Origin of the sequence: Sediminibacillus dalangtanensis, assembly GCF_017792025.1 — a bacterium.
GTDB lineage: Bacteria > Bacillota > Bacilli > Bacillales > Amphibacillaceae > Sediminibacillus > Sediminibacillus dalangtanensis.
This window is the reverse complement of record NZ_CP046956.1, coordinates 779,375-798,460: the sequence shown is the minus strand read 5'-3', so window position 1 is coordinate 798,460 and position 19,086 is coordinate 779,375. Positions and strand designations below refer to the sequence as shown.

Sequence of the window (19,086 nt, the reverse complement as noted above, 5' to 3'; positions counted from 1 at the left end):
TTAAGTATAGATCACCAACTAAAAACCAAACGGCTGCTCAATGTACAATCCCAACAAGCCTCCTTCATCTTTCTTGCCTCGCAAAAAAACCCCTTTCCGATTGATGGAAAAGAGCTTTTCTTTAATGATGGCTATGGGAAGGGTTATCGTGCTTGTCCATTTTACTTCTATTACCGTGTCCACGTGAGTGGTTGTCAGTATCCCGGTTCTTTTGCTGGTGGTGTCTTTGTTTTTTTCTGTTTGCTTGTTTGTTTTTTTTCTTGTTCGATTTTTCGGGCTGGACGTGTTTCATGGAATGTTCCTGATTGCTTTTGCTTTCCATATCGTGTTTTGGACTCGATTCTTTTTGCTGGTTTGTTTCCTGTTTCTTTGTTTTCTTTGCATCATCAACAGGATTGGAGTGCTTTTTTTCTGTCTGTTCTTTGGTATCTACCTTTTTTTCGGCATCCGTTTTCCCTGTTGAATCCTCACGATTTTCCTGGGAAGCCACTGTTTGTTTGACTGTATCGCTTTGGCTGTTTTTCAAGTCATTAGATGATTCGGACCTACTGTCAGTCTGTTCTGTTACGGTATCACCGGAATCCCTGTCGTCAGCTTTATCTTCCACGTGATCATCTTTATGATAATAAGATTGTATAAGTTCTTTTTCCTGATCATCGATTTGCAATGCTTCCGTATCGGATTCGACCTGTTTATCGACCTCTTCAGCGAACAATTCATTCATGGATTTACTCTCAGATCTTGCAGCTTCACGGATTTTCTCGGGTACTTCGAATGTTGCAACACTAAGTTCCTCTTGTGGATGCCGATTAAAATATTCATCCAATGTATCGGTAATATATTTTTCTTTTTCCCGGCCATCTAAGTAACTGACCCCAATAATCACGACGTTTTCCCCATCGATAAGCTGGTCTTTCTTTCCCTGCTCAATCAGAAGAGAAGTCACCTCTTCTACTGTTTTATTTTTCCAGGATGGACCTAACTCGACTAGTATTTGCTCAGCATCATCGTTCAACGGTCTGATGCTTTTCACCTTCATCGCTTCATCTACTTCCATTTCTACACTCGGATTGATATCAACATTGACATACGCATACACTTTGCCACCGTTGTACCACGCGTAAAGCGGAAAGGTGATCAGCATAACCAGGACCGTCATAACAGCGATTTTCGTACGCTTGTTCACTGACTTCCCAGTTAACAAAAAGCGATGGAAGCGACCGTTCTGAATCGGTTTAAATTCCACCTCTGCGCCGACCTCTGCGGAAGCAACAGGTTCGGCTTTGTGGAATACACCATACTTATCCATCACAACTATGTAATGGCGATGCCGCTCCATGATGATTCCTCTTTTCACTAACCCAACCCCTTTAGATAATCTTTTAAATAAATATAATCCCCACTGAGAATAATAAAAATGGCCAAAATGAATTTTCTGTTTCTCTCTAATGTTTTTTTGCTGACATCCACATAGTTAACCAGATTTTTAATCGGAATTTTTCTCTTCTTTAGGACATAGCTTCTCAGAAATTCATTTTCATAAAGCACTCTGGCCACCCGGATGGCGGATTCTCGTGCATCACGATGCTTCGGCGAAATAACCGTAAGCTCCTCAAAGGACAATTTATATTCTTTGAGCTTATCTTGCAAATCTCTGATTTCTTCTCTTCGATACCAGCTGTCTACCTGATCCTGGTAAATTGCTTTTGCTGCATTTACCTCAGAAGGATTTTCCAGTTGGGCATCCTCTAATGGCTCGTCAATGGATGCAGCAGCAGTCTTGGTTTGTTCCTGCCTGATATAATCGATGACACGACGCTTCACGACCAATCGGGCAAACGACAGAAACGAGCTGCCTTTATCCGCCGAGTAAGAAAGCATTGCTTCGTTGAATGCCAACAGCCCAACGCTAAACTCGTCATCTATTTGAGGATCTATATATCGTTTACATACATCAGAAACACTTTTGGCGACAAAAGGTTGATACGCTTTTAGCAGCCTGTTTTGCACTTCCTCGTTTCCGGCCTGCACCATTTCAATTAAATCTTCTAAACGCTGCTTATCATCCGTAGCAGAGCGATGAGTGATCAACCCTCATCACCTCCAGCCTTTAAAAATTTCGAATATCGCAGTTTTTTTCTGGGTGTTTTTTTTAATATGCTGTGTTGTATTGTTCGTTTATTTTTATTCTGCATGATAATCTCCATTATTCTTTAATATGACTAATGATACCGAAACAGAATACAGGAAGCTATCACAGGAAGATTACATTTTGTTTAAAAAGCTGTCATGAAGTTACAAAATTCGTGGAAGAGCTGGAGAACATACTGTAGTTAAAACGATTATTATTACAATCTTCACTTCGAGATTTTTTTAGCTAAATATAAAAATTCGCACCCCCGATCATGGTGATTGGGGGTGCGTTGCCAATTTCAATGGGATGTTTAATAGGTCCAGTAGGTTTTTTTACCATAAGCTGTGTGCAACTCTTGTTCAGTTTCTCTGGTTATTTGCTGTTTATCCGAAATTCCCGGACCATTTTTCACCGTTTCCTGTGTAACATCAAGGTACAGGTTGTAGTCGACCCAGTCTACTGACTGCGTCCAGTCAGGAGAGAGCAATGAATATTTCCAAGAGAAGTCTTGACCGTTTTTTACGACTAGATAGCGTAATTTCCAGTTTTCTCCATCCAGTAAAACATCATCAATTGTTCCGATTTTCCCATCCGAAGCATGAACAGTAAATTTATCCGTCAGGTCGTCCATTTCCCGTAAATTATGTGTCAATTCTTCTGCCAGGGTTTCTTCTCGGTTCTCTGATAAACTCTCAGCCTGATCGGAATTGGTAACAGCTCCAACTAATGGTACATCCTGCCGGCCCCAAAGCAGTCCGCCGGTCCAGTATGGTGCCCAGCCATAATATCGGGTAAGCGTCATTTCATACTCTCTGGACAACGGCGAACTCTCATCAAGTGAAGGACTGTTCCTTACCGTTTCTTTATCGCTGGACAGCTCGATTGCCTGGTTCTCGTCATCAATTGCTTGGAAAGACCTTGGAGACAAGAGCACTTTTTTGCCCGGGAGCCATTTTCTAGTATCCACTCCAAAATAACGGAGAACCCATTGCTTATCATCAAAGTATAGTTCTTTTACTTTACCCAGTTCACCATCACTTGCCTTTAATTGATAGTCGTACAATGAGGATACATAGTAAAGCATTGTCATTCCTCCTTTTTCTTTTCAAATACCCTTGTCTTACGTCCGTAAAACGCAGCAGACATGCTGGCGAAAAGGAGCAAATCAAACTTGGATAGGACAACTTTTGTTGAGATGAGCCGCCCTTCACACTTTCTATTCATTCAACAGGCTTTCTCCTCTGCAAAATTAGAACGAAAGGAAGCTCAGGAGTTTAAAGCACTTCTTTATGCATTCGGGTGTGCAATGAAAAATCAGTAAAAACCTTCTTTCATTCTGTTGTTTGATGAGTGCTTTCCCCTACTACGTTACACTGTTCTGAATCCAGAGCATGGGTACAGTGCCACACAGAAAAACCCGCAGGATAATTTCTACTCCTGCGGGTGGCTGCATTTATTGTTTTTCATAATAATATTCAATCGGAACGGCAAGGCCGACTTTTCCGTGTTCTTCATGATCAAGCGTAGCAAACACCACACCGATTACTTTTCCAGCTTCATTGATAACCGGACTTCCGCTATTGCCCCGATAAACAGGCGCTTTTAGCATCAGCACCCGCTCTTCCCAATCCCGCAGCTGCGTATAACCAATAATTTCACCTTCATTGGCAATCCCCTGAAACCGCAATGGATTCCCTATAAAGTAAAAGTGTTCTTCTTCGGTAAAACGGCTGCTTTCAGCTAATTCCAAGTGCGGTAAACCTTCACCTTCTACCTGGAGTACAGCTAAATCGATGTCAGGATAAGAAGCAATAACTTCCGCTTTAAATAATCCTTCATCCGGATAAGCAGCCAAAATCCGTCTCTCTCCTTCGATTACATGTTGATTGGTCAAAATCTTTCCATCTGCTGTGATGGAAAAGCCCGTGCCCCGACTATTTCCTGCTTCGATAACCACGACGGCGGGTTTATAGCTGCTTATTTCTTCGTTCGCCGACAGTTTGGAAGAGGTGATCAAAAAGTTGATAGCAGGTATCGAGAACGTGTTTGGCAGCAAAGCGATGACATTGAACATCATTGCAGCGGCAATCAACCAAAACGCCCATTTCGGAAAAGGGCGTTTTGGTCTGTCACGTTCTTCCCGTTCTTTCTCACGAGACTTCCGTTTTTCTTGTTGGAGGATTTCCAACAGCTCTTCCTCCGGGATTTCTTCATACAAATCTTTATCGATGATATCCTGTTTGCGGTCATCTGAATTCGCCATTTACACACCCCACGCTTTCGCGTCTTACTTAAATGACCTGCTCCTTCAGCCTGCCCTGCTGCATCTGATACATTTGATAATAGAGGCCGGCCTGCTCCAGCAAACTTTGGTGATTGCCTTGTTCTTTGATTGTACCATGCTCCAGAACAAAGATGTTATCCGCCTGCTGGATTGTTGAGAGTCGGTGGGCGATAATCAAGGTCGTACGTCCCTTTTTCAGTACATTCAATGCTTCTTGAATAACGTTTTCCGTTTCTGTATCGATATTGGCCGTAGCCTCATCAAGAATCAGAATGGAAGGATCGAATGCCAGAGCGCGTGCAAAGGAAATCAGCTGCCGTTCTCCCATGGAGAATGTATTTCCGCCTTCTTTAACGGGCTCTTCATACTGACCTGGCAGTCGCTCGATGAACCGGTCAGCACCAACCGCCTTTAATGCATCTATCGCCATTTCCCGGGAAATAGTTGGATCATTCATGGTTACATTCGACAAAATGGTGCCCGTGAAAAGAAACGGATCCTGCAATACGATTCCCATATGGCTTCTTACTTGTTGTCTCGACAAACCAACAATCTCCTTGCCATCAATCAAAATGTTTCCTTCCTGCGGATCATAGAACCGGAACAGCAAATTCATGATTGAGCTTTTGCCGGATCCGGTATGTCCCACAAAAGCTGCTGTTTCTCCCGGCCGAATGTCCAAATCAATATTTTTCAAGACATACTCTTTCTCGTCATAAGCAAACCAGACTGACTGAAACTGGACATGCCCTTTATATTTTGCAATGGATGCAGTTTCGACTTTCTCTCCCTGCTGGTCCATCAATTCAAAAACTCTTGACGCCGCCACCCTCGCCTGCTCTAATAATGGGAGTTGATTGACGATGTCATTTACCGGATTAAAAAGCCGTGTTAAGTAATCGACAAACGCATACAAAACGCCAGCTGTAATGATACTTTCAGGACCAATAGAGGAAGAGCCGAAATACCATATGAATGCAACGAACGCGAGGTTCCGCAACACATTGACCAGATTGTGCGAAGTTAACGCACTAAGCTTTACAAGCTTACGTTGGTACACAAAGTGTCGTTCATTCATCTGTTCGAATTCTTTGCTCGCCTGTTCTTCTCTTTGAAATGCTTGGATAATGGGCATGCCATGAATCGATTCGTTAATATTTCCGTTGATATCACTAACCGTCGATCGAACCACCTTGTTATACTTTGTTCCAAAATGCTTATACACTTTCATCCATAGATAAATGATCGGCAACAGGATTAAACAAAGTGCGGCAAGACGAAAGTCCAGCAGGAATAATGCGATATATATTCCCGCCATGTAAATGATGCTTGTGACAAATACGGACAGCACCCGTTCATACAAATCCCTGATTGCTTCCGTATCATTGGTCACCCTGGCCACAACTTTTCCGGCTGGCTGATTGACATAGTACTGAATCGACACCTCTTGTGTATGCTTGAAGATATCATTGCGCATCTTTTCCACTACCCGGTTGGAAGCTTTTTGCAGCAAGTAGGTTTTTCCAAATTGAAAGATTGCTGCAATCAACAGCAACAGCACATACAAACTCAAAAGCCACACAATCGGCGACTGTTCTGGTTTGAAAAAACTGTACAAATCTGTAACACTCAGCTTTTGCACTTCTGCTTTTTCGGTCCCTGCTGGAGACACTACTGTGACAGTACCATCCTCGACACTCCGCGTTCCAGTTTGGCTAACTTCTTTATCCGTAAGATAGTAAGACCTGCCCACCTGCATCAAACTGACTGTCCCCAAGGATACTTCCCCTTGTTTCATGCGGTCTTCGCGCTTGTAGTAATCTCCGCCAAACGAAACTGTGTACTTATCATTCCGATCATCCACTTGATGCCACGTTGTTTCAATCCCGGTTATATGCTCATCAATGACACGCTTCGCGATAAACGGACCTGCCAGTTCAAGCGCTACCGCGACAACTAGACAAATAAGACCTAGAATGATGGTTTTCTTAAATTTCATCGCGTATTGAAATAATTTCACTTCTGTCGTTGTCTTCTTCATTAGGAGATCACCTCCTGTTCTTCAAGCTGCTGCAGTTGAAATTGTGCTGCATACCAGCCATGGATCTCCATTAATTGTTGGTGTGTTCCTCTCTCTACTACTTTCCCGTCATCGAGCACGATGATCAAATCAGCATGTTCCACTGCCGATAGTCGGTGGGCAGCGATGAAGGTCGTTTTATTTTTACGTTCTTGTTTTAAGTGGCCTATAATATTTGCTTCCGTTTTGCCGTCAACTGCCGACAAAGCGTCATCCAGGATAAGAATTTGTGGATCTTTGATAAAAGCCCTCGCTAAAGACACCCGCTGTTTCTGCCCTCCTGATAACGTTACGCCACTCTCGCCCACCGTCGTATCGAGCCCTTTCGGAAGCGCCTGGATATCTTTCAGGAATTGGGCTGTTTCCATAACCCGGAATATTTCCTTATCCGTCGCCTCTGGCTTTCCGAATTGTATGTTTTCCCGAATGGTTTTGGAAAACAGGATTTGCTCTTGAGGCACATATCCGATCCAGCTGCGGACATCCTCTAAGCTCAGTTGCTCGATCGGTATTCCCGAAATTCGCAAATCTCCACGCATACCAGGATACTCGCGCAGCAATTGCTTGAACAATGTCGTCTTGCCAGCCCCTGTTTTACCGACGATCCCAATTGTCTGCCCTTTTTCCACCTTGAAATCAATCGCCTCCAGACTGTCTTGTGCACTATCCGGATAAGCGAAGCTTACCTTGTCAAAAACAATCGATTCAGGAGAACGGGTGCTCGATGGTTGAACCGGATTCCGAACGTCCGCCTGATAGCCAAGCGTCTCGTTGACACGATCCAACGAGGCATTTCCCCGCTGCATGACATTGATTAATTCACCGACGGCAAACATTGGCCAAATCAGCATCCCTAAATAGACATTGAACGATACAAGCTCGCCGATGGTCAAAACATTTTGAAATACCAACATGGCCCCATATCCTAATCCAACCGTATAGGATAAACCGACAAGTATTTTCATGGTAGGCTCGAACAATGCATCTATTTTCGCTACTTCCAGATTCTTTTGATACACATCGGAAGTCATTGTCTGAAACCGCTGCTCATCTTGTTCCTCTTGAACAAAGGCACGGATTACCCGAACGCCTCGAATGGATTCCAGAACTTCATTATTCATTTCGCCAAAGGCATGCTGCGCTTTGGTAAAACGGTCATGAATGACATTTCCGTATTTTTGCATGACGACTGCCATGATCGGCAGCGGCAAAAGCGCTGCAATGGTCAGCTTCCAGCTGATGGTAAAACCCATCACCACAATGATCATCAGCATGAATATACTTGAATCGACCAGGGTAAGGATGCCAAATCCTGTCGTCATCGATATCGCTTTTAAATCATTGGTGCTTCTTGCCATTAAGTCACCAGTCCGGTACTTTCCGAAAAAGGTCGGAGTCATCCGCAGAAAATGATTCATCAGACGGGTGCGCATCAGTTTCTCCATAATGGCAGCACCGCCGAATAAGTTATAGTCCCATAAGAAAGAAATGGTGTAACTTAAAATGATAATCAAACTATATAGCAACAAAAGTTCAATCATGCGATCCCAATTAAATGTTTGGAACTGCATTTCGTCAATCGCCATTCCCACCAGCTTTGGTGGAATCAAGTCAATTAAACTCGCAGCAATCAAAGCGACAATTGCAAAACTATACCTTTTCCAATATTTTTTAAAAAACCAATCCAACTTCCAAAATACACTAAACATGCTTGTCACCTGCTTCTTTTCTTCGATAAATTTGCTAACCGCTCTCTTTCCAATCCTGTATTACTTCCTGTTTACGCTGTATCACACCCATCAACAACCCCTCCCTAAATTGATATGTATATGTTAGAAAAACTTAGCATATCGCCAGATTATGGCGAATGCTTTCGTTTTTCTTATACTTGGTTTCGCTCAGATCCATAATTTGGGTAAAAAAATAGACACACATCCGCAGACGTGTGTCTAACAAAATAAGTCACGGAAATGGTTATTCGTGACCTAGTGAATATGCTTATGTACATTAAATCCAGTGCAGAATTTCCTCTAGTAGTTAGGCAACATAAGGCTTCCAGAAGGCCACAGGCGTATGAAGTTTATAGAAACGCACAATCATTACTTTTTTCATGGTCTGTGACCTCCTTTCAACGTTTAATGCTTTCTTATTATATAATTGTGAACATTGTGTGTCAACCTGTTGTTATATTTTTCTGATAGTTCGACTCGCAGCTTTCACGTTCCTTCAGTTAAATTTGGTTCTCTGTCAAATGTGGTGGTGTGATCTTTCTTCCACCCTCTCTTTATCGAAAGGCTCATTCTAAAAACAGCTATTTTACTCAGACCGCAGAGGAAATAAACTCGCTTTCCGCGGACGAACGCCCGAGCCTCCTCGCAAAGCCCGCTGCGGGGTCTCGGCCGCCCGTTTTTCCGCAGGAGTCTCGCTTATTTCCTCTGCTACGCTATTTCGCTCTAATGCATACGCTTCTTTTAAACGGGGATGGATCTGTAGAAGCTTTTCCACCTTTTGTCGCCCTTCTTCTGACAGTTTGGAAGGCGACTTCCACAACAGCTTCTTGCTTCGCTTCATGTGAATACGTGTCTGCTTATCTACCTCTCGTTGAACTTCTCGGCGAACTTCATCCAATCCCCAATAAATCTGCCGCATGAAATGAAATCGGTCGGCAATGATTAATGGATCTCCTAGTACCTTGCGGACTGCCTGCTTAAATGATTTCGATAAATTCATTACGACGATTTCCACTTTACTGGTATCACAGGAACGTAAGTACTTTTCGATTGTCTCTACTTTTCGATCGGGAAGGATGTCAATAATCTCTCTATTCTCCACGTCCACCACATTGGTTTGGAACCTTTCTCCTCCTGCATCTCCTTTGAACTCATCAATAGCTATTGCCCGAGGAAGAACCTTTCTTGTTTTTAGCTGTTGTTGATCAAACAATCGGAGTAACCGGTTGGTGGTCATTCCTGCCAACCGGGCTGCGGTGGTAAAAGAATGAAAGGCCGTATAGGTTAATGCCGGTGTTTTCAAGGCACTCGTACACCGTTGATAAAACTCTACCATCTGCAGGCGCTCGTAAAAGGTGCGTCCACAGCTGGTACATAAGTACCGACGCTTACGCAAGGAAAGCCGAACGGCTTTGTTGGACAAAACAGGACCTTGGATGGCTTGATTTCTATACCCATGTACGCGTTTTGTTTTCTCTTTACAGAACGGGCACTTTTGTTGCCTTTGTCTTGTGTAAAGCTCTACTCTTAAGACACTTCCTTCTTCCTCTATATTCCATACATCTACTTGTTTATCTTTAATCCCCAGTAATTCTATGATAAAATGACGTTGCACTCATATCCCTCTCTTTTTCCTTTGGTGTCAGCAACTTTAGGGTAACAAAGTGAGAGGAAATGAGTGTATTTTTTTGCACACTGCAGGAACACCCATCACAACAGGGGACACCACCACATTCAGTATAGAGCCTTAAATTTATAATTTCCTGTAGAGTAAAAAAAGCTTGCCTTGGAATGGCAAACTTTAAGAGTTACTATTTAGAATTTACACCTAATTTAACCATATTAGACACCTTGTCCAAAGGAACTTCCGTTTCTTCAGCAATTTTCTCAGGGGTCACATGCGGATGTTTCAGGATGTACGTCTTCACCTTCTCACTATCTGCCAAACAAGCGGGACACGTCATAAACGGTGATGGTGGCATCGGTTCCTGACATAACCGGCACCTTCTGGTCATCTCTTCCATCATCTCACCCTTTCATAGGACCCTTATTTAATAAATATATTCGCTCCCTTTTGAATTTATAGGGGGTGCTTATATAAAAAATTTAACGAATGAGGTAAAAACGAAGTGCATAAATAATTCTTTGGAAATTACGTGGATAATAGTTATGATTTCAACTATTTAAACAAATGTAACACATATACGAGTCCATTGAAAGAATATGCGTTCCAATTTTCAAAAAACAATACTTTTGTAGGAGTTTTTTGTTGAAATGAAACGCATCTACCGTTATTTTGGATGAGTACAGAAAGGAGACTTTTATGCTGCTAGAAAACTTGCTGGAATATAATCGGAAATTTATAGAAGGGGACGAATCACCAAGAAAATCAGCCCTTTATCCTAACAAGAATGCTGTTGTTTTAACTTGTATGGAACCGCAATTAGAATCTCTTCTAAGGGAGGCACTCGACCTTCAAGAAGGGGATGTGGAAATGATTAAAAATGCCGGCGCTTTTGTTTCAAATCCTTATGACAGCGTGATGCGCAGCTTGCTAATTGCTGTGTACGAGCGAAGGGCCGACGAAGTGTTCGTGATTGGCCATCATGATTGCTGGATGAAGGATTTTGATCCCAAGGCCACTATGGAGAGGATGGGCCTGCAGGGGGTTAGTGAGGAATCGATTGAAGATTTCAGTCAAATCAAAGACCTTTCTGAATGGCTGCGTGGCTATCAGGAAATATCGGATATGGTGAAAACAAGCGTCAATACAATAGTAAATCATCCCCTTTTACCCGAAGATACACCAGTCCATGGATTAATAATTGACCCTGACTCTGGAAAGCTTGACGTCATTGTTTATGGTTTTTAATTTCCTTATCTTCTGAACTGTCGGTCACTCCGGCAGTTTTCTTTCTTTGATCCCTTGGTCTAGTACTGATTCGTGGCTCCTCTATTAAAAGTAACGTCCCTATCTTCGTTCAATCTGAACGCCACTACTATGGATTTTCTTTACTGTCTAACCTTGCTCTCGGACGTCCGACGCTTTTCTTTCATAATCTGAATGTTTTTTCGCATACTAGGGATAATCGTTTTGGTGGAGGAATGGTGATGAAAAAGCGTGGGGTGCGAAGGGGCAAATCGAAAGAGCTGCTACCTTCCTCTATTGAAAATTTAAAGACAAAATTGCAGGAAGCGATGCACAACAATCCCGATTTCCAAATGCAAGATTTTGAAACCGGCGGCCAGCGCGTGCTCGTTTTTTATATCAGCGTCATCGTCAAAAAACAACAATTAAATGATAATATCTTAGCGCCACTGCTTAAAGGCGATAAGCAATGGACTGCACAGAAACTGATCAATGCTCTTCCTTTAGGAAATAACGTGGCACAAACAAAAATGAACGAAATCGTCGATGCGCTTGTCCAGGGATCTGTCGGCATCTATATTGAAAATGAATCAGAACTTATCACCTATCCTATCCCCGACCAGGAAAAACGCTCAGTTGACAAATCAGACAAAGAGTCTACTGTTCTTGGTCCTCAGGACGGCTTTACCGAATCCCTTACTACAAACATCAACATGATTCGCTGGCGGATGAACACTGGAGATTTGGTAACCGAAAAATTAATGATTGGCGAACGGGTTCCCACTGAAATTCGCCTCATGTATTTAAAAAGTTTAGCGAATAAAGAAGATGTCCAAACAATGCGCCAGCGGCTGCAGGATCTCGTCGTCGATAGAATCGAAGACGCGACCCCTCTCACCTATTATATCGAGGATTCATCCACCTCAATTTTCCCGCAGTTTTATCAAACAGAGCTGCCAAGCAGGTTCAGCTATTCATTGACAAAGGGGAGAGTGGGTGTCCTTGTCGACAAAAGTCCAACCGGAATTATTGCACCGACATCTTTATTCAGTTTTTTTGAATCCACCGAAGATGTGTACATGCGCTGGAATGTTGGTTCCTTTATCCGGATTTTACGATTTTTTGCCTTGATTATTTCAGCCCTGCTGACACCGGCATACGTTGCCGCAATCACTTTTCATTATGAAGTAATTCCGACTCCTCTTTTGACAACGCTTGGATCTTCAAGGGCAGCGGTGCCTTTTCCGCCCGTCTTTGAAGCATTGCTGTTGGAACTGCTAATTGAGCTGCTGCGTGAAGCAGGGGCGCGACTTCCGACAAAAGTGGGGCAAACCATCGGGATCGTTGGCGGTATTGTGATCGGCCAGGCCGCAGTGGCAGCCGGGTTGACCAGCAACATCCTGATCATTGTAGTGGCAATCAGCGCACTCGCATCCTTTACCGCGCCCAGCTACTTAATCGGCTCGACGATAAGAGTGATCCGTTTTCCTTTGATTATATTAAGCGGGTTGTTAGGGTTGATTGGGATTATGGCAAGTATTTGTTTTTTAATTATCCACTTGCTTAAAGTCACTTCCCTGGGCAGGCCATATCTCCTTCCTATGTACCCATTTGTTGGTAAAGACTTTAGCAAAACGTTTTACCGGCTGCCTTATTATTTTAACCTAAAGCGCAGCTTCTCTTATAAACCACAGGACATGATCCGCTATCCCAAGAAAAAGGCAAGGAAAATGAAAGACATTGATGATTAGGGGGATAAAAGGTGAACACAACAAATTTGACGATCAAGCCGACAATGCGCATCCAGGCCTTTTATCTTTTTTTTATCATGAACAGCATTCAGACCGGTTCCGGTATCATGGGAGTGCCCCGCTATATTTTCATGGAGGCCAGACAGGATGCCTGGATTTCCGTACTGATTGCCGGATTGCTTGCCCATCTCGTAATGGCAGCGATGTTCGCAATTTTGAATCATTATGAGAATACCGATATTTTGGGCGTGCAAACCGATTTATTCGGAAAGTGGATCGCCAAGCTGCTCGGTACCATTTACATTATTTATTTCTTTTTTGTACTGTTAAGCGTAACAATGGACTATATTCAGGTAGTACAAACCTTTATTTTTCCCAGGATGAGCGCCTGGGTACTAGGTCTAGTATTGGTATTGCTGATTGTTTATGCTGTGATGAGCGGTCTTCGGGTTGCCGTAGGGATAACCTTTATTTTCTTCTTTCTGTCTTTATGGCTGCTCATCTTTTTATATAAATCCGTCACCTATATGGAAATCACCCATTTTCAACCGCTGCTGGCAGCATCCCCTTCAGAATTGCTGCGTGGTGCACGCCACACGTCTTATTCCTATCTTGGTATAGAAATCTTGTTTTTCATTTACCCGTTTATTTCCAATAAGGAAAAGGCCAAGCTTCCCGCCCATTTAGGACTGGCGCTTACTACTTTTTTTATTTTACTGGTGACCGTCATCAGCATCGGCTATTTCAGTCCTGGAGAGCTGCCAGAACAGGTATGGCCCGTGCTCGTCTTATTCAAGATCGTGGAATACTCGGTTATCGGACGTTTCGATGTACTAGTCGTCACCGAATGGATGATGGTCATCCTGCCGAATATGATTCTACTTACCTGGATAATAACTTATATAACCAAGCGGCTCTACCACGTTCAACAGCGCAAAGTACTGTATGTAGTTGCTGTACTGTTACTTATCGGTGCTGGCATCACCAAACATGAATATTTCATTCTGCAAATCATTGACACTGTGGCAGCAACCGGTTTCTGGGTTGCTTTTGTCTATCCATTAATACTCCTGCCACTCGTTTGGATGAAAAGCAAATGGAAGAGACGCAAAAGGGGAGGTGTCAAAACGTGAAACGGTTAATCTTTGTTTTTTTCTGCCTGCTGCTGTCCGCCGGGTGTGCACCTACTTACCCGATTGAACGGCTCGGAATCATCAACACAATCGGTATAGATTCCGATAGTCAGGACAGCAAGGCATTGAACGCAACTTATGTCTATTTTCAATTCGATCCCAATGCGAAAAATATCAATGAAATCGTATCCTCCAAAGCTAAAACCTTAAAGGGAACACGGGAGAAGGCCAATGCCAAATCCAATTTCCAACTCGTTCCAGGAAAGCTTCGTGTATTAATGATGGGCAGACCGCTGGCTGAGAAGGGAGTGGCCAGCATTCTCGATACACTCGTTCGTGATGCCAAAATAACCGATACGATGTATTTGGCAGTTGCTGACAGTGCAGCAGGAAATGTGTTGTCTGAAGTATTTCAGCGAAGCACAACCAATATTGGAACCCACTTATACCAGTTGATTGATACCAATGTCGAACAGGAAATATTACTCCGAACCACATTAAGGGATTTTATGCATAAATATTATGATATCGGGAACGATCCGGTTCTTCCGCTGATCAGCGTAGTTGAACATATGCCGAGTATTGAACGGATGGCCCTGTTTCGTGATGAAACGTATGCGGGAGATATATCTGTAGAAGAAGGTTTTTTTATTAAACTGCTGTCAGGACGTTACCAAGCCGGCCGCCTGGAACTTTCATTGCCCATTGATGAATTTAAAAGTATCCAACAAAAAGATACTGACCAACGAGAAGAAGACTCGTTGTTCCTTTCGCTGAGTGATCTGCTCAGCCATAACTCGATAAAATTGGTCTCAAAAAAGGAGGTGCGCTTCCAGTCCGATATTAAGGTCCAGGCAAGAATAATGGAAATCTCCGAACAGCTAGAACTGGATAAAGAAGAAGTCGTGAAAAGATTGGAAAAAGTCATCCAAAAGGATATGGAACGGCAGATCAATCAGTTACTCGATAAATTCCGGGAATTGAACGTGGATCCGATTGGTTTCGGCAGTATATATAACGCGAAGCACCCGATCACCCAGGAAGAATGGCGGAAATTGATGCCGGAAATGAAGTTGGACCTGAACCTCAACGTCAACATTATCCGCCAAGGAATCATTGATTAAAAAACAGCGGGAGAGATACCCCGCTGTTTTCGTTTATCCATAATTAAAATGATCCGGATGTGCACCAAGCCGATAGTCTTGATCCAAACCGTCTATTCTTTCCATGTCCGTGCCGGAAAGCTCAAAATCAAAAATAGCTGCGTTTTCTCGTTGTCTGCTTGCTCGGGTAGACTTCGGAATAATGACCGTCCCATTCTGGTAATGCCAGCGGAGAATAATTTGGGCAGCGGTTTTCCCATGCTTTTCTGCCAGTTCACAAAGTATTGGTTCCTCCAAATAGGCAGCTTTTCCTATCGGTGACCAAGCTTCCACCGCAATTTCCTGGTCACGGCAGAACTTTCTCGTTTCGATTTGGGCCAGTTTTGGATGGTGTTCAATCTGATTGACCATCGGTTTGATTTCCGCATCGCGAAGCAGATCGTCCAAATGATGCGGCAAAAAGTTGCTCACCCCAATCGCACGAGCTTTGCCGTCGCGATACACCTTCTCCAAAGCACGCCATGTATCCTTGTATTTGTCGGGTACTGGCCAATGAATCAGATATAAATCGATATAATCTGTCCCTAGCTTTGTCAGACTTCGATTAAATGCTTCCAGCGTTTCCGTGAAACCTTGCTCGTTGTTCCACACTTTTGTGGTAATAAAGATTTCCTCCCGGGGGATCCCGCTGTCTTTCACAGCGCGTCCAACCCCTTCTTCATTTTGATAAAATGAAGCGGTGTCGATATGGCGATAGCCGATTTCCAAGGCAGATTTAACCGATTCATAAACCTGCTCGCCTTCTTCGACTTTGTAGACACCGAGGCCGACCGAAGGAATTTCCACACCGTTGTGCAACTTTGTCATTGTATTCAATCCCATTTGTTAACCCCTTCCTATGTTAGACTGCTTCTGCTTTCATTCTATCGAAGCAGGGAAAGGAAGAAAAGGAACATGAATCGTCGTTTTTTTGATTCTCTTTCAAATATGGTGGTGTGATTCTTCACTCCACCCTCTCTTTATCGAAAGGCTCATTCCAAAAAATAGCTATTTTACTCAGACCGCAGAGGAAATAAACTCGCTTTCCGCGGACGAACGCCCGAGCCTCCTCGAAAAGCCCACTGTGGGGTTTCGGCCGCCCGTTTTTCCGCAGGAGTCTCGCTTATTTCCTCTGCTACACTATTTCGCTCTATAAAGCCTTTTAACGCTTGCTGCCATAAAATTTTATGCTTTAATCGTTCAAAGTCTTTGATTCCAAAGGAATCTCGTTTTAAAACCTTTATCGTATTGTTTATTCCCTCGATATACCCATTATTAAATGGTTACATGAATGACTGTAAAATCTCTTGTTCCAACGCATGAACGTTTACTCGGCGAAAGCCTCTATGTTTGAAGCATGCATCCATTTCAGACATTCTTCCAGCCCTTTTCCGGCTGTCTTTTCATCACTTGTCTTAAACCATTCATCCAACCTGTTAAAGTATACGCTTCTTTTAAACGGGGATTGATCTGTAGAAGCTTTTCCACCTTTTATCGCCCTTCTTCTGACAGTTTTGAAGGCGATTTCCACAACAGCTTTTTACTAAGCGGGCACTTTTGTTGCCTTTGTCTTGTGTAAAGCTGCACGCTAAAAGCACTGCCTTTTTCCTCTACTCCATCCATCTACTTGTTTATCTTTAATCCCCCAAATATTCTGTGATAAAAAGACGTTGCAAAAAACCTTAAAGGTTCTCTGCAAGCCACCATTTCTTCCGTACTAACTGAATCATTCTTTCACGTAATCAGCCGTGATATTCTGTGCTTTCATTAACGTCTTCCGCGACAAGACCAGACAATACATGGACACGTAGGATGAAACCTTCCAGCCTGCCGTTCCCGCTCGTCACTGCCAGTGGATATTTGGATTCGAGCGCCTTCGGAATGATGTCATTGACATACTCATCCTTTGTGACGGTTGTTACATCCGTACTGAGCACGTCTTCCAGGCTTTTCTTTTCCTTGATACCCTCGATGGCATCATCGATTGTAACAATCCCTTGCAAGCTCCTGCTGCGGTCAACAACAAACACGCTGGATATACCGTTTTCCTCCATCTCTTTAATGGCAACCTTTAAGCCATCCTTCAAGGAAACAAGGGCGTTCGGTTTAATCATGACATTTTCAGCCTGAAGAATTTTCGAGCGATCGATATCTTTAATGAAATCAGATATATAATCATTGGCCGGACTTTCCAAAATCGTTTCCGGCGTACCGATTTGGACGACTTTCCCGTCTTTCATGACCGCTACCCTGTCACCGAGCTTAAACGCTTCATTGACATCATGGGTGATAAATATAATGGTCTTTTTGAGCCGCTCCTGTATATCCAGCAGTTCAAGCTGCATTTCCCGTCTAATCAAAGGATCCAAAGCACTGAACGGTTCATCCATCAACAGGATATCCGGGTCATTGGCCAGTGCTCTGGCCAGTCCGACACGTTGCTGCATACCGCCGGAAAGCTCATCGGGATACTTGTCTTCATAGCCTTTTAACCCGACTACTTCCAGATTTTCTCTGGCGATTTGTTGCCTCTTTTCCTTAGAAACATTTCTGATTTCCAGTCCATATTCGATATTTTCCAATACCGTACGATGATCGAACAACCCAAAGTGCTGAAAAACCATGGCGATTTTATTCTGGCGGAATTTTTTCAATTGTGATGAGTTGTATTCGATGATGTTTTCTCCATCTACATAAATCGAACCATCTGTCGGTTTATTCAAGAGATTAAAGCAGCGAATCAACGTTGATTTCCCACTTCCCGACAGCCCCATGATCACGAAAATTTCCCCTTCTTCAATTTCCATCGAAGCGTCATAGACACCGACCGTATGGCCTGTCTCTTCCAGTATTTCCGCTTTCGATTTACCATTTTTCACCTGCGGAATTACCGATTTCGGTTTGGAACCAAAAATCTTGGAAACGTGGTCGATTTTCACTTTACTGTTCGCCATTATTTCGCCCTCCTATGCTTCTGGAACCGATCGGCTACGCCGCCGGTGACACGGTCGATAATAATTGCCAGGAACACAATACTGATACCAGCTTCAAATCCAAGCGCAATATCGATCCGATTAATCGAAATCAAGACTTGTTCCCCCAAACCTTGCGCACCAACCATCGAGGCGATAACGACCATGGCTAATGCCATCATCGTCGTCTGATTGACCCCGGCCATAATTGTCGGCAAGGCCTGTGGCAGCTGGACTTTGGTTAACATTTGCCATCTGGAAGATCCAAACGACTGAGCTGATTCGACTACTTCCGGATCCACTCCTCGTATTGCCAGTTCCGTCAACCGGATAACCGGCGGCAGTGCGTAAATCAATGTGGCAAAAATAGCCGATACATTACCAAGACCAAAGAAAAAGATGGCCGGAATCAGATAAACGAAACTCGGCATCGTCTGCATCGCATCCAAAATTGGACGCATAACCGTAGAGAACCCTTTGCTAAAGGCCATCCAGACACCCAGGGGAATGCCGATAATCAAACAAATAAGAACGGCAGATAGCACAATCGATATGGTCATCATCATTTCTTCCCATAATCCGAAGGTTCCGATTAAAAAAATAAAGAAAGCATAAAGCAATCCAGACCAAAGAGATTTAAAATACCAGCCTAGTAAAAAGATAAGAACAAGGAACACCCACCACGGCAAAAAGTCTAAGAATGCTTCAATACCATTGATTGTCCGGGACGATACAAAAAAGATAAAATCAAACAAACCCGACAGGGCGGTGTCCAGGAAATCGACAAAATCAGAAACATAGTCACCTAAATGACTTTGAATATCTGGAAAATCATTCATCGGCACAACTGCTTTTCAGCAGTTTTTTCACCTCACCTTATTTGTTTTTGTGCTAGTTTCATAGAATACTCGTCTTTGAAACCGAAAGTAGCTGACCGATTCGGCCAGCTAATGACAGAAACCGACTGCCACTTTTATGAGAGCAGCCGGTT

15 protein-coding genes and 1 pseudogene are annotated in these 19,086 nt (G+C 43.3%); 4 read left to right on the top strand and 12 right to left on the bottom strand.

Going from position 1 to position 19,086, the window contains the following annotated elements:
* Window positions 1-121 precede the first annotated feature (121 nt).
* From ERJ70_RS04055 to ERJ70_RS04020, 8 genes and pseudogenes are all read right to left on the bottom strand, one after another.
* Window positions 122-1,357, bottom strand: coding sequence for an anti-sigma-I factor RsgI family protein (locus tag ERJ70_RS04055; protein ID WP_209367340.1), 1,236 nt, complete (start codon window positions 1,355-1,357; stop codon window positions 122-124).
* Window positions 1,357-2,091 carry an RNA polymerase sigma-I factor gene (gene sigI / locus ERJ70_RS04050; RefSeq protein ID WP_374099749.1) on the bottom strand — a complete coding sequence of 245 codons (735 nt, stop codon included), beginning with the start codon at window positions 2,089-2,091 and terminating at the stop codon, window positions 1,357-1,359. The genes ERJ70_RS04055 and sigI overlap by 1 nt, the downstream gene beginning before the upstream one ends.
* A gap of 353 nt (window positions 2,092-2,444) precedes the next feature.
* Window positions 2,445-3,218: a PRC-barrel domain-containing protein gene (locus tag ERJ70_RS04045; RefSeq protein WP_209367339.1), complete on the bottom strand. Its 774-nt coding sequence runs from the start codon at window positions 3,216-3,218 to the stop codon at window positions 2,445-2,447.
* 2 nt (window positions 3,219-3,220) lie between these two features.
* A complete protein-coding gene (locus tag ERJ70_RS04040; protein WP_209367338.1) occupies window positions 3,221-3,358 on the bottom strand; it encodes a hypothetical protein in 138 nt (45 codons plus the stop codon).
* A gap of 229 nt (window positions 3,359-3,587) precedes the next feature.
* Window positions 3,588-4,397, bottom strand: coding sequence for a S1C family serine protease (locus ERJ70_RS04035; RefSeq protein WP_209367337.1), 810 nt, complete (start codon window positions 4,395-4,397; stop codon window positions 3,588-3,590).
* A gap of 28 nt (window positions 4,398-4,425) precedes the next feature.
* Window positions 4,426-6,459, bottom strand: a complete 2,034-nt coding sequence (locus ERJ70_RS04030; RefSeq protein ID WP_209367336.1) for an ABC transporter ATP-binding protein — start codon at window positions 6,457-6,459, stop codon at window positions 4,426-4,428.
* Complete coding sequence (locus tag ERJ70_RS04025; RefSeq protein WP_209367335.1) at window positions 6,459-8,207, bottom strand: ABC transporter ATP-binding protein; 1,749 nt, start codon at window positions 8,205-8,207, stop codon at window positions 6,459-6,461. The genes ERJ70_RS04030 and ERJ70_RS04025 overlap by 1 nt, the downstream gene beginning before the upstream one ends.
* A gap of 742 nt (window positions 8,208-8,949) precedes the next feature.
* Window positions 8,950-9,843: pseudogene (locus ERJ70_RS04020) on the bottom strand (ISL3 family transposase); the annotation flags it as partial.
* A 708-nt stretch (window positions 9,844-10,551) separates the two neighbouring features.
* On the opposite strand from ERJ70_RS04020, the gene ERJ70_RS04015 reads away from it, so the two are divergent.
* The 4 genes from ERJ70_RS04015 to ERJ70_RS04000 all read left to right on the top strand — a co-directional run bounded on the left by ERJ70_RS04015 (window position 10,552) and on the right by ERJ70_RS04000 (window position 15,105).
* Window positions 10,552-11,100 (top strand): beta-class carbonic anhydrase, encoded by a 549-nt coding sequence (locus tag ERJ70_RS04015; protein WP_209367333.1) that lies wholly within the window; start codon window positions 10,552-10,554, stop codon window positions 11,098-11,100.
* 239 nt (window positions 11,101-11,339) lie between these two features.
* Window positions 11,340-12,848: a spore germination protein gene (locus ERJ70_RS04010; RefSeq protein ID WP_209367331.1), complete on the top strand. Its 1,509-nt coding sequence runs from the start codon at window positions 11,340-11,342 to the stop codon at window positions 12,846-12,848.
* An 11-nt stretch (window positions 12,849-12,859) separates the two neighbouring features.
* On the top strand, window positions 12,860-13,981 hold the full coding sequence (locus ERJ70_RS04005) for a GerAB/ArcD/ProY family transporter (RefSeq protein ID WP_209367330.1): 1,122 nt from the start codon (window positions 12,860-12,862) through the stop codon (window positions 13,979-13,981).
* Window positions 13,978-15,105: a Ger(x)C family spore germination protein gene (locus tag ERJ70_RS04000; RefSeq protein WP_209367328.1), complete on the top strand. Its 1,128-nt coding sequence runs from the start codon at window positions 13,978-13,980 to the stop codon at window positions 15,103-15,105. The genes ERJ70_RS04005 and ERJ70_RS04000 overlap by 4 nt, the downstream gene beginning before the upstream one ends.
* Window positions 15,106-15,138: 33 nt before the next feature.
* Here ERJ70_RS04000 and ERJ70_RS03995 read toward each other — a convergent pair whose 3' ends face one another.
* From ERJ70_RS03995 to ERJ70_RS03980, 4 genes are all read right to left on the bottom strand, one after another.
* Window positions 15,139-15,966: an aldo/keto reductase gene (locus tag ERJ70_RS03995; protein WP_209367326.1), complete on the bottom strand. Its 828-nt coding sequence runs from the start codon at window positions 15,964-15,966 to the stop codon at window positions 15,139-15,141.
* 170 nt (window positions 15,967-16,136) lie between these two features.
* On the bottom strand, window positions 16,137-16,367 hold the full coding sequence (locus ERJ70_RS19975) for a hypothetical protein (protein WP_245208182.1): 231 nt from the start codon (window positions 16,365-16,367) through the stop codon (window positions 16,137-16,139).
* Window positions 16,368-16,865: 498 nt separating this feature from the next.
* Window positions 16,866-18,077, bottom strand: coding sequence for a quaternary amine ABC transporter ATP-binding protein (locus ERJ70_RS03985; RefSeq protein WP_209367325.1), 1,212 nt, complete (start codon window positions 18,075-18,077; stop codon window positions 16,866-16,868).
* Window positions 18,077-18,934 carry an ABC transporter permease gene (locus ERJ70_RS03980; protein ID WP_209367323.1) on the bottom strand — a complete coding sequence of 286 codons (858 nt, stop codon included), beginning with the start codon at window positions 18,932-18,934 and terminating at the stop codon, window positions 18,077-18,079. The genes ERJ70_RS03985 and ERJ70_RS03980 overlap by 1 nt, the downstream gene beginning before the upstream one ends.
* Window positions 18,935-19,086 lie beyond the last annotated feature (152 nt).

Bases quoted from the DNA above. Each gene is read 5' to 3' on its own strand.
- ERJ70_RS04025 (WP_209367335.1), bottom strand. From the start codon at position 8,207: ATGTTTAGTGTATTTTGGAAGTTGGATTGGTTTTTTAAAAAATATTGG.
- ERJ70_RS04040 (WP_209367338.1), bottom strand. From the start codon at position 3,358: ATGAATAGAAAGTGTGAAGGGCGGCTCATCTCAACAAAAGTTGTCCTA.
- ERJ70_RS03980 (WP_209367323.1), bottom strand. From the start codon at position 18,934: ATGAATGATTTTCCAGATATTCAAAGTCATTTAGGTGACTATGTTTCT.
- ERJ70_RS04015 (WP_209367333.1), top strand. From the start codon at position 10,552: ATGCTGCTAGAAAACTTGCTGGAATATAATCGGAAATTTATAGAAGGG.
- ERJ70_RS04035 (WP_209367337.1), bottom strand. From the start codon at position 4,397: ATGGCGAATTCAGATGACCGCAAACAGGATATCATCGATAAAGATTTG.
- ERJ70_RS03985 (WP_209367325.1), bottom strand. From the start codon at position 18,077: ATGGCGAACAGTAAAGTGAAAATCGACCACGTTTCCAAGATTTTTGGT.
- ERJ70_RS03995 (WP_209367326.1), bottom strand. From the start codon at position 15,966: ATGGGATTGAATACAATGACAAAGTTGCACAACGGTGTGGAAATTCCT.
- ERJ70_RS04030 (WP_209367336.1), bottom strand. From the start codon at position 6,459: ATGAAGAAGACAACGACAGAAGTGAAATTATTTCAATACGCGATGAAA.
- ERJ70_RS04010 (WP_209367331.1), top strand. From the start codon at position 11,340: ATGAAAAAGCGTGGGGTGCGAAGGGGCAAATCGAAAGAGCTGCTACCT.
- ERJ70_RS04045 (WP_209367339.1), bottom strand. From the start codon at position 3,218: ATGCTTTACTATGTATCCTCATTGTACGACTATCAATTAAAGGCAAGT.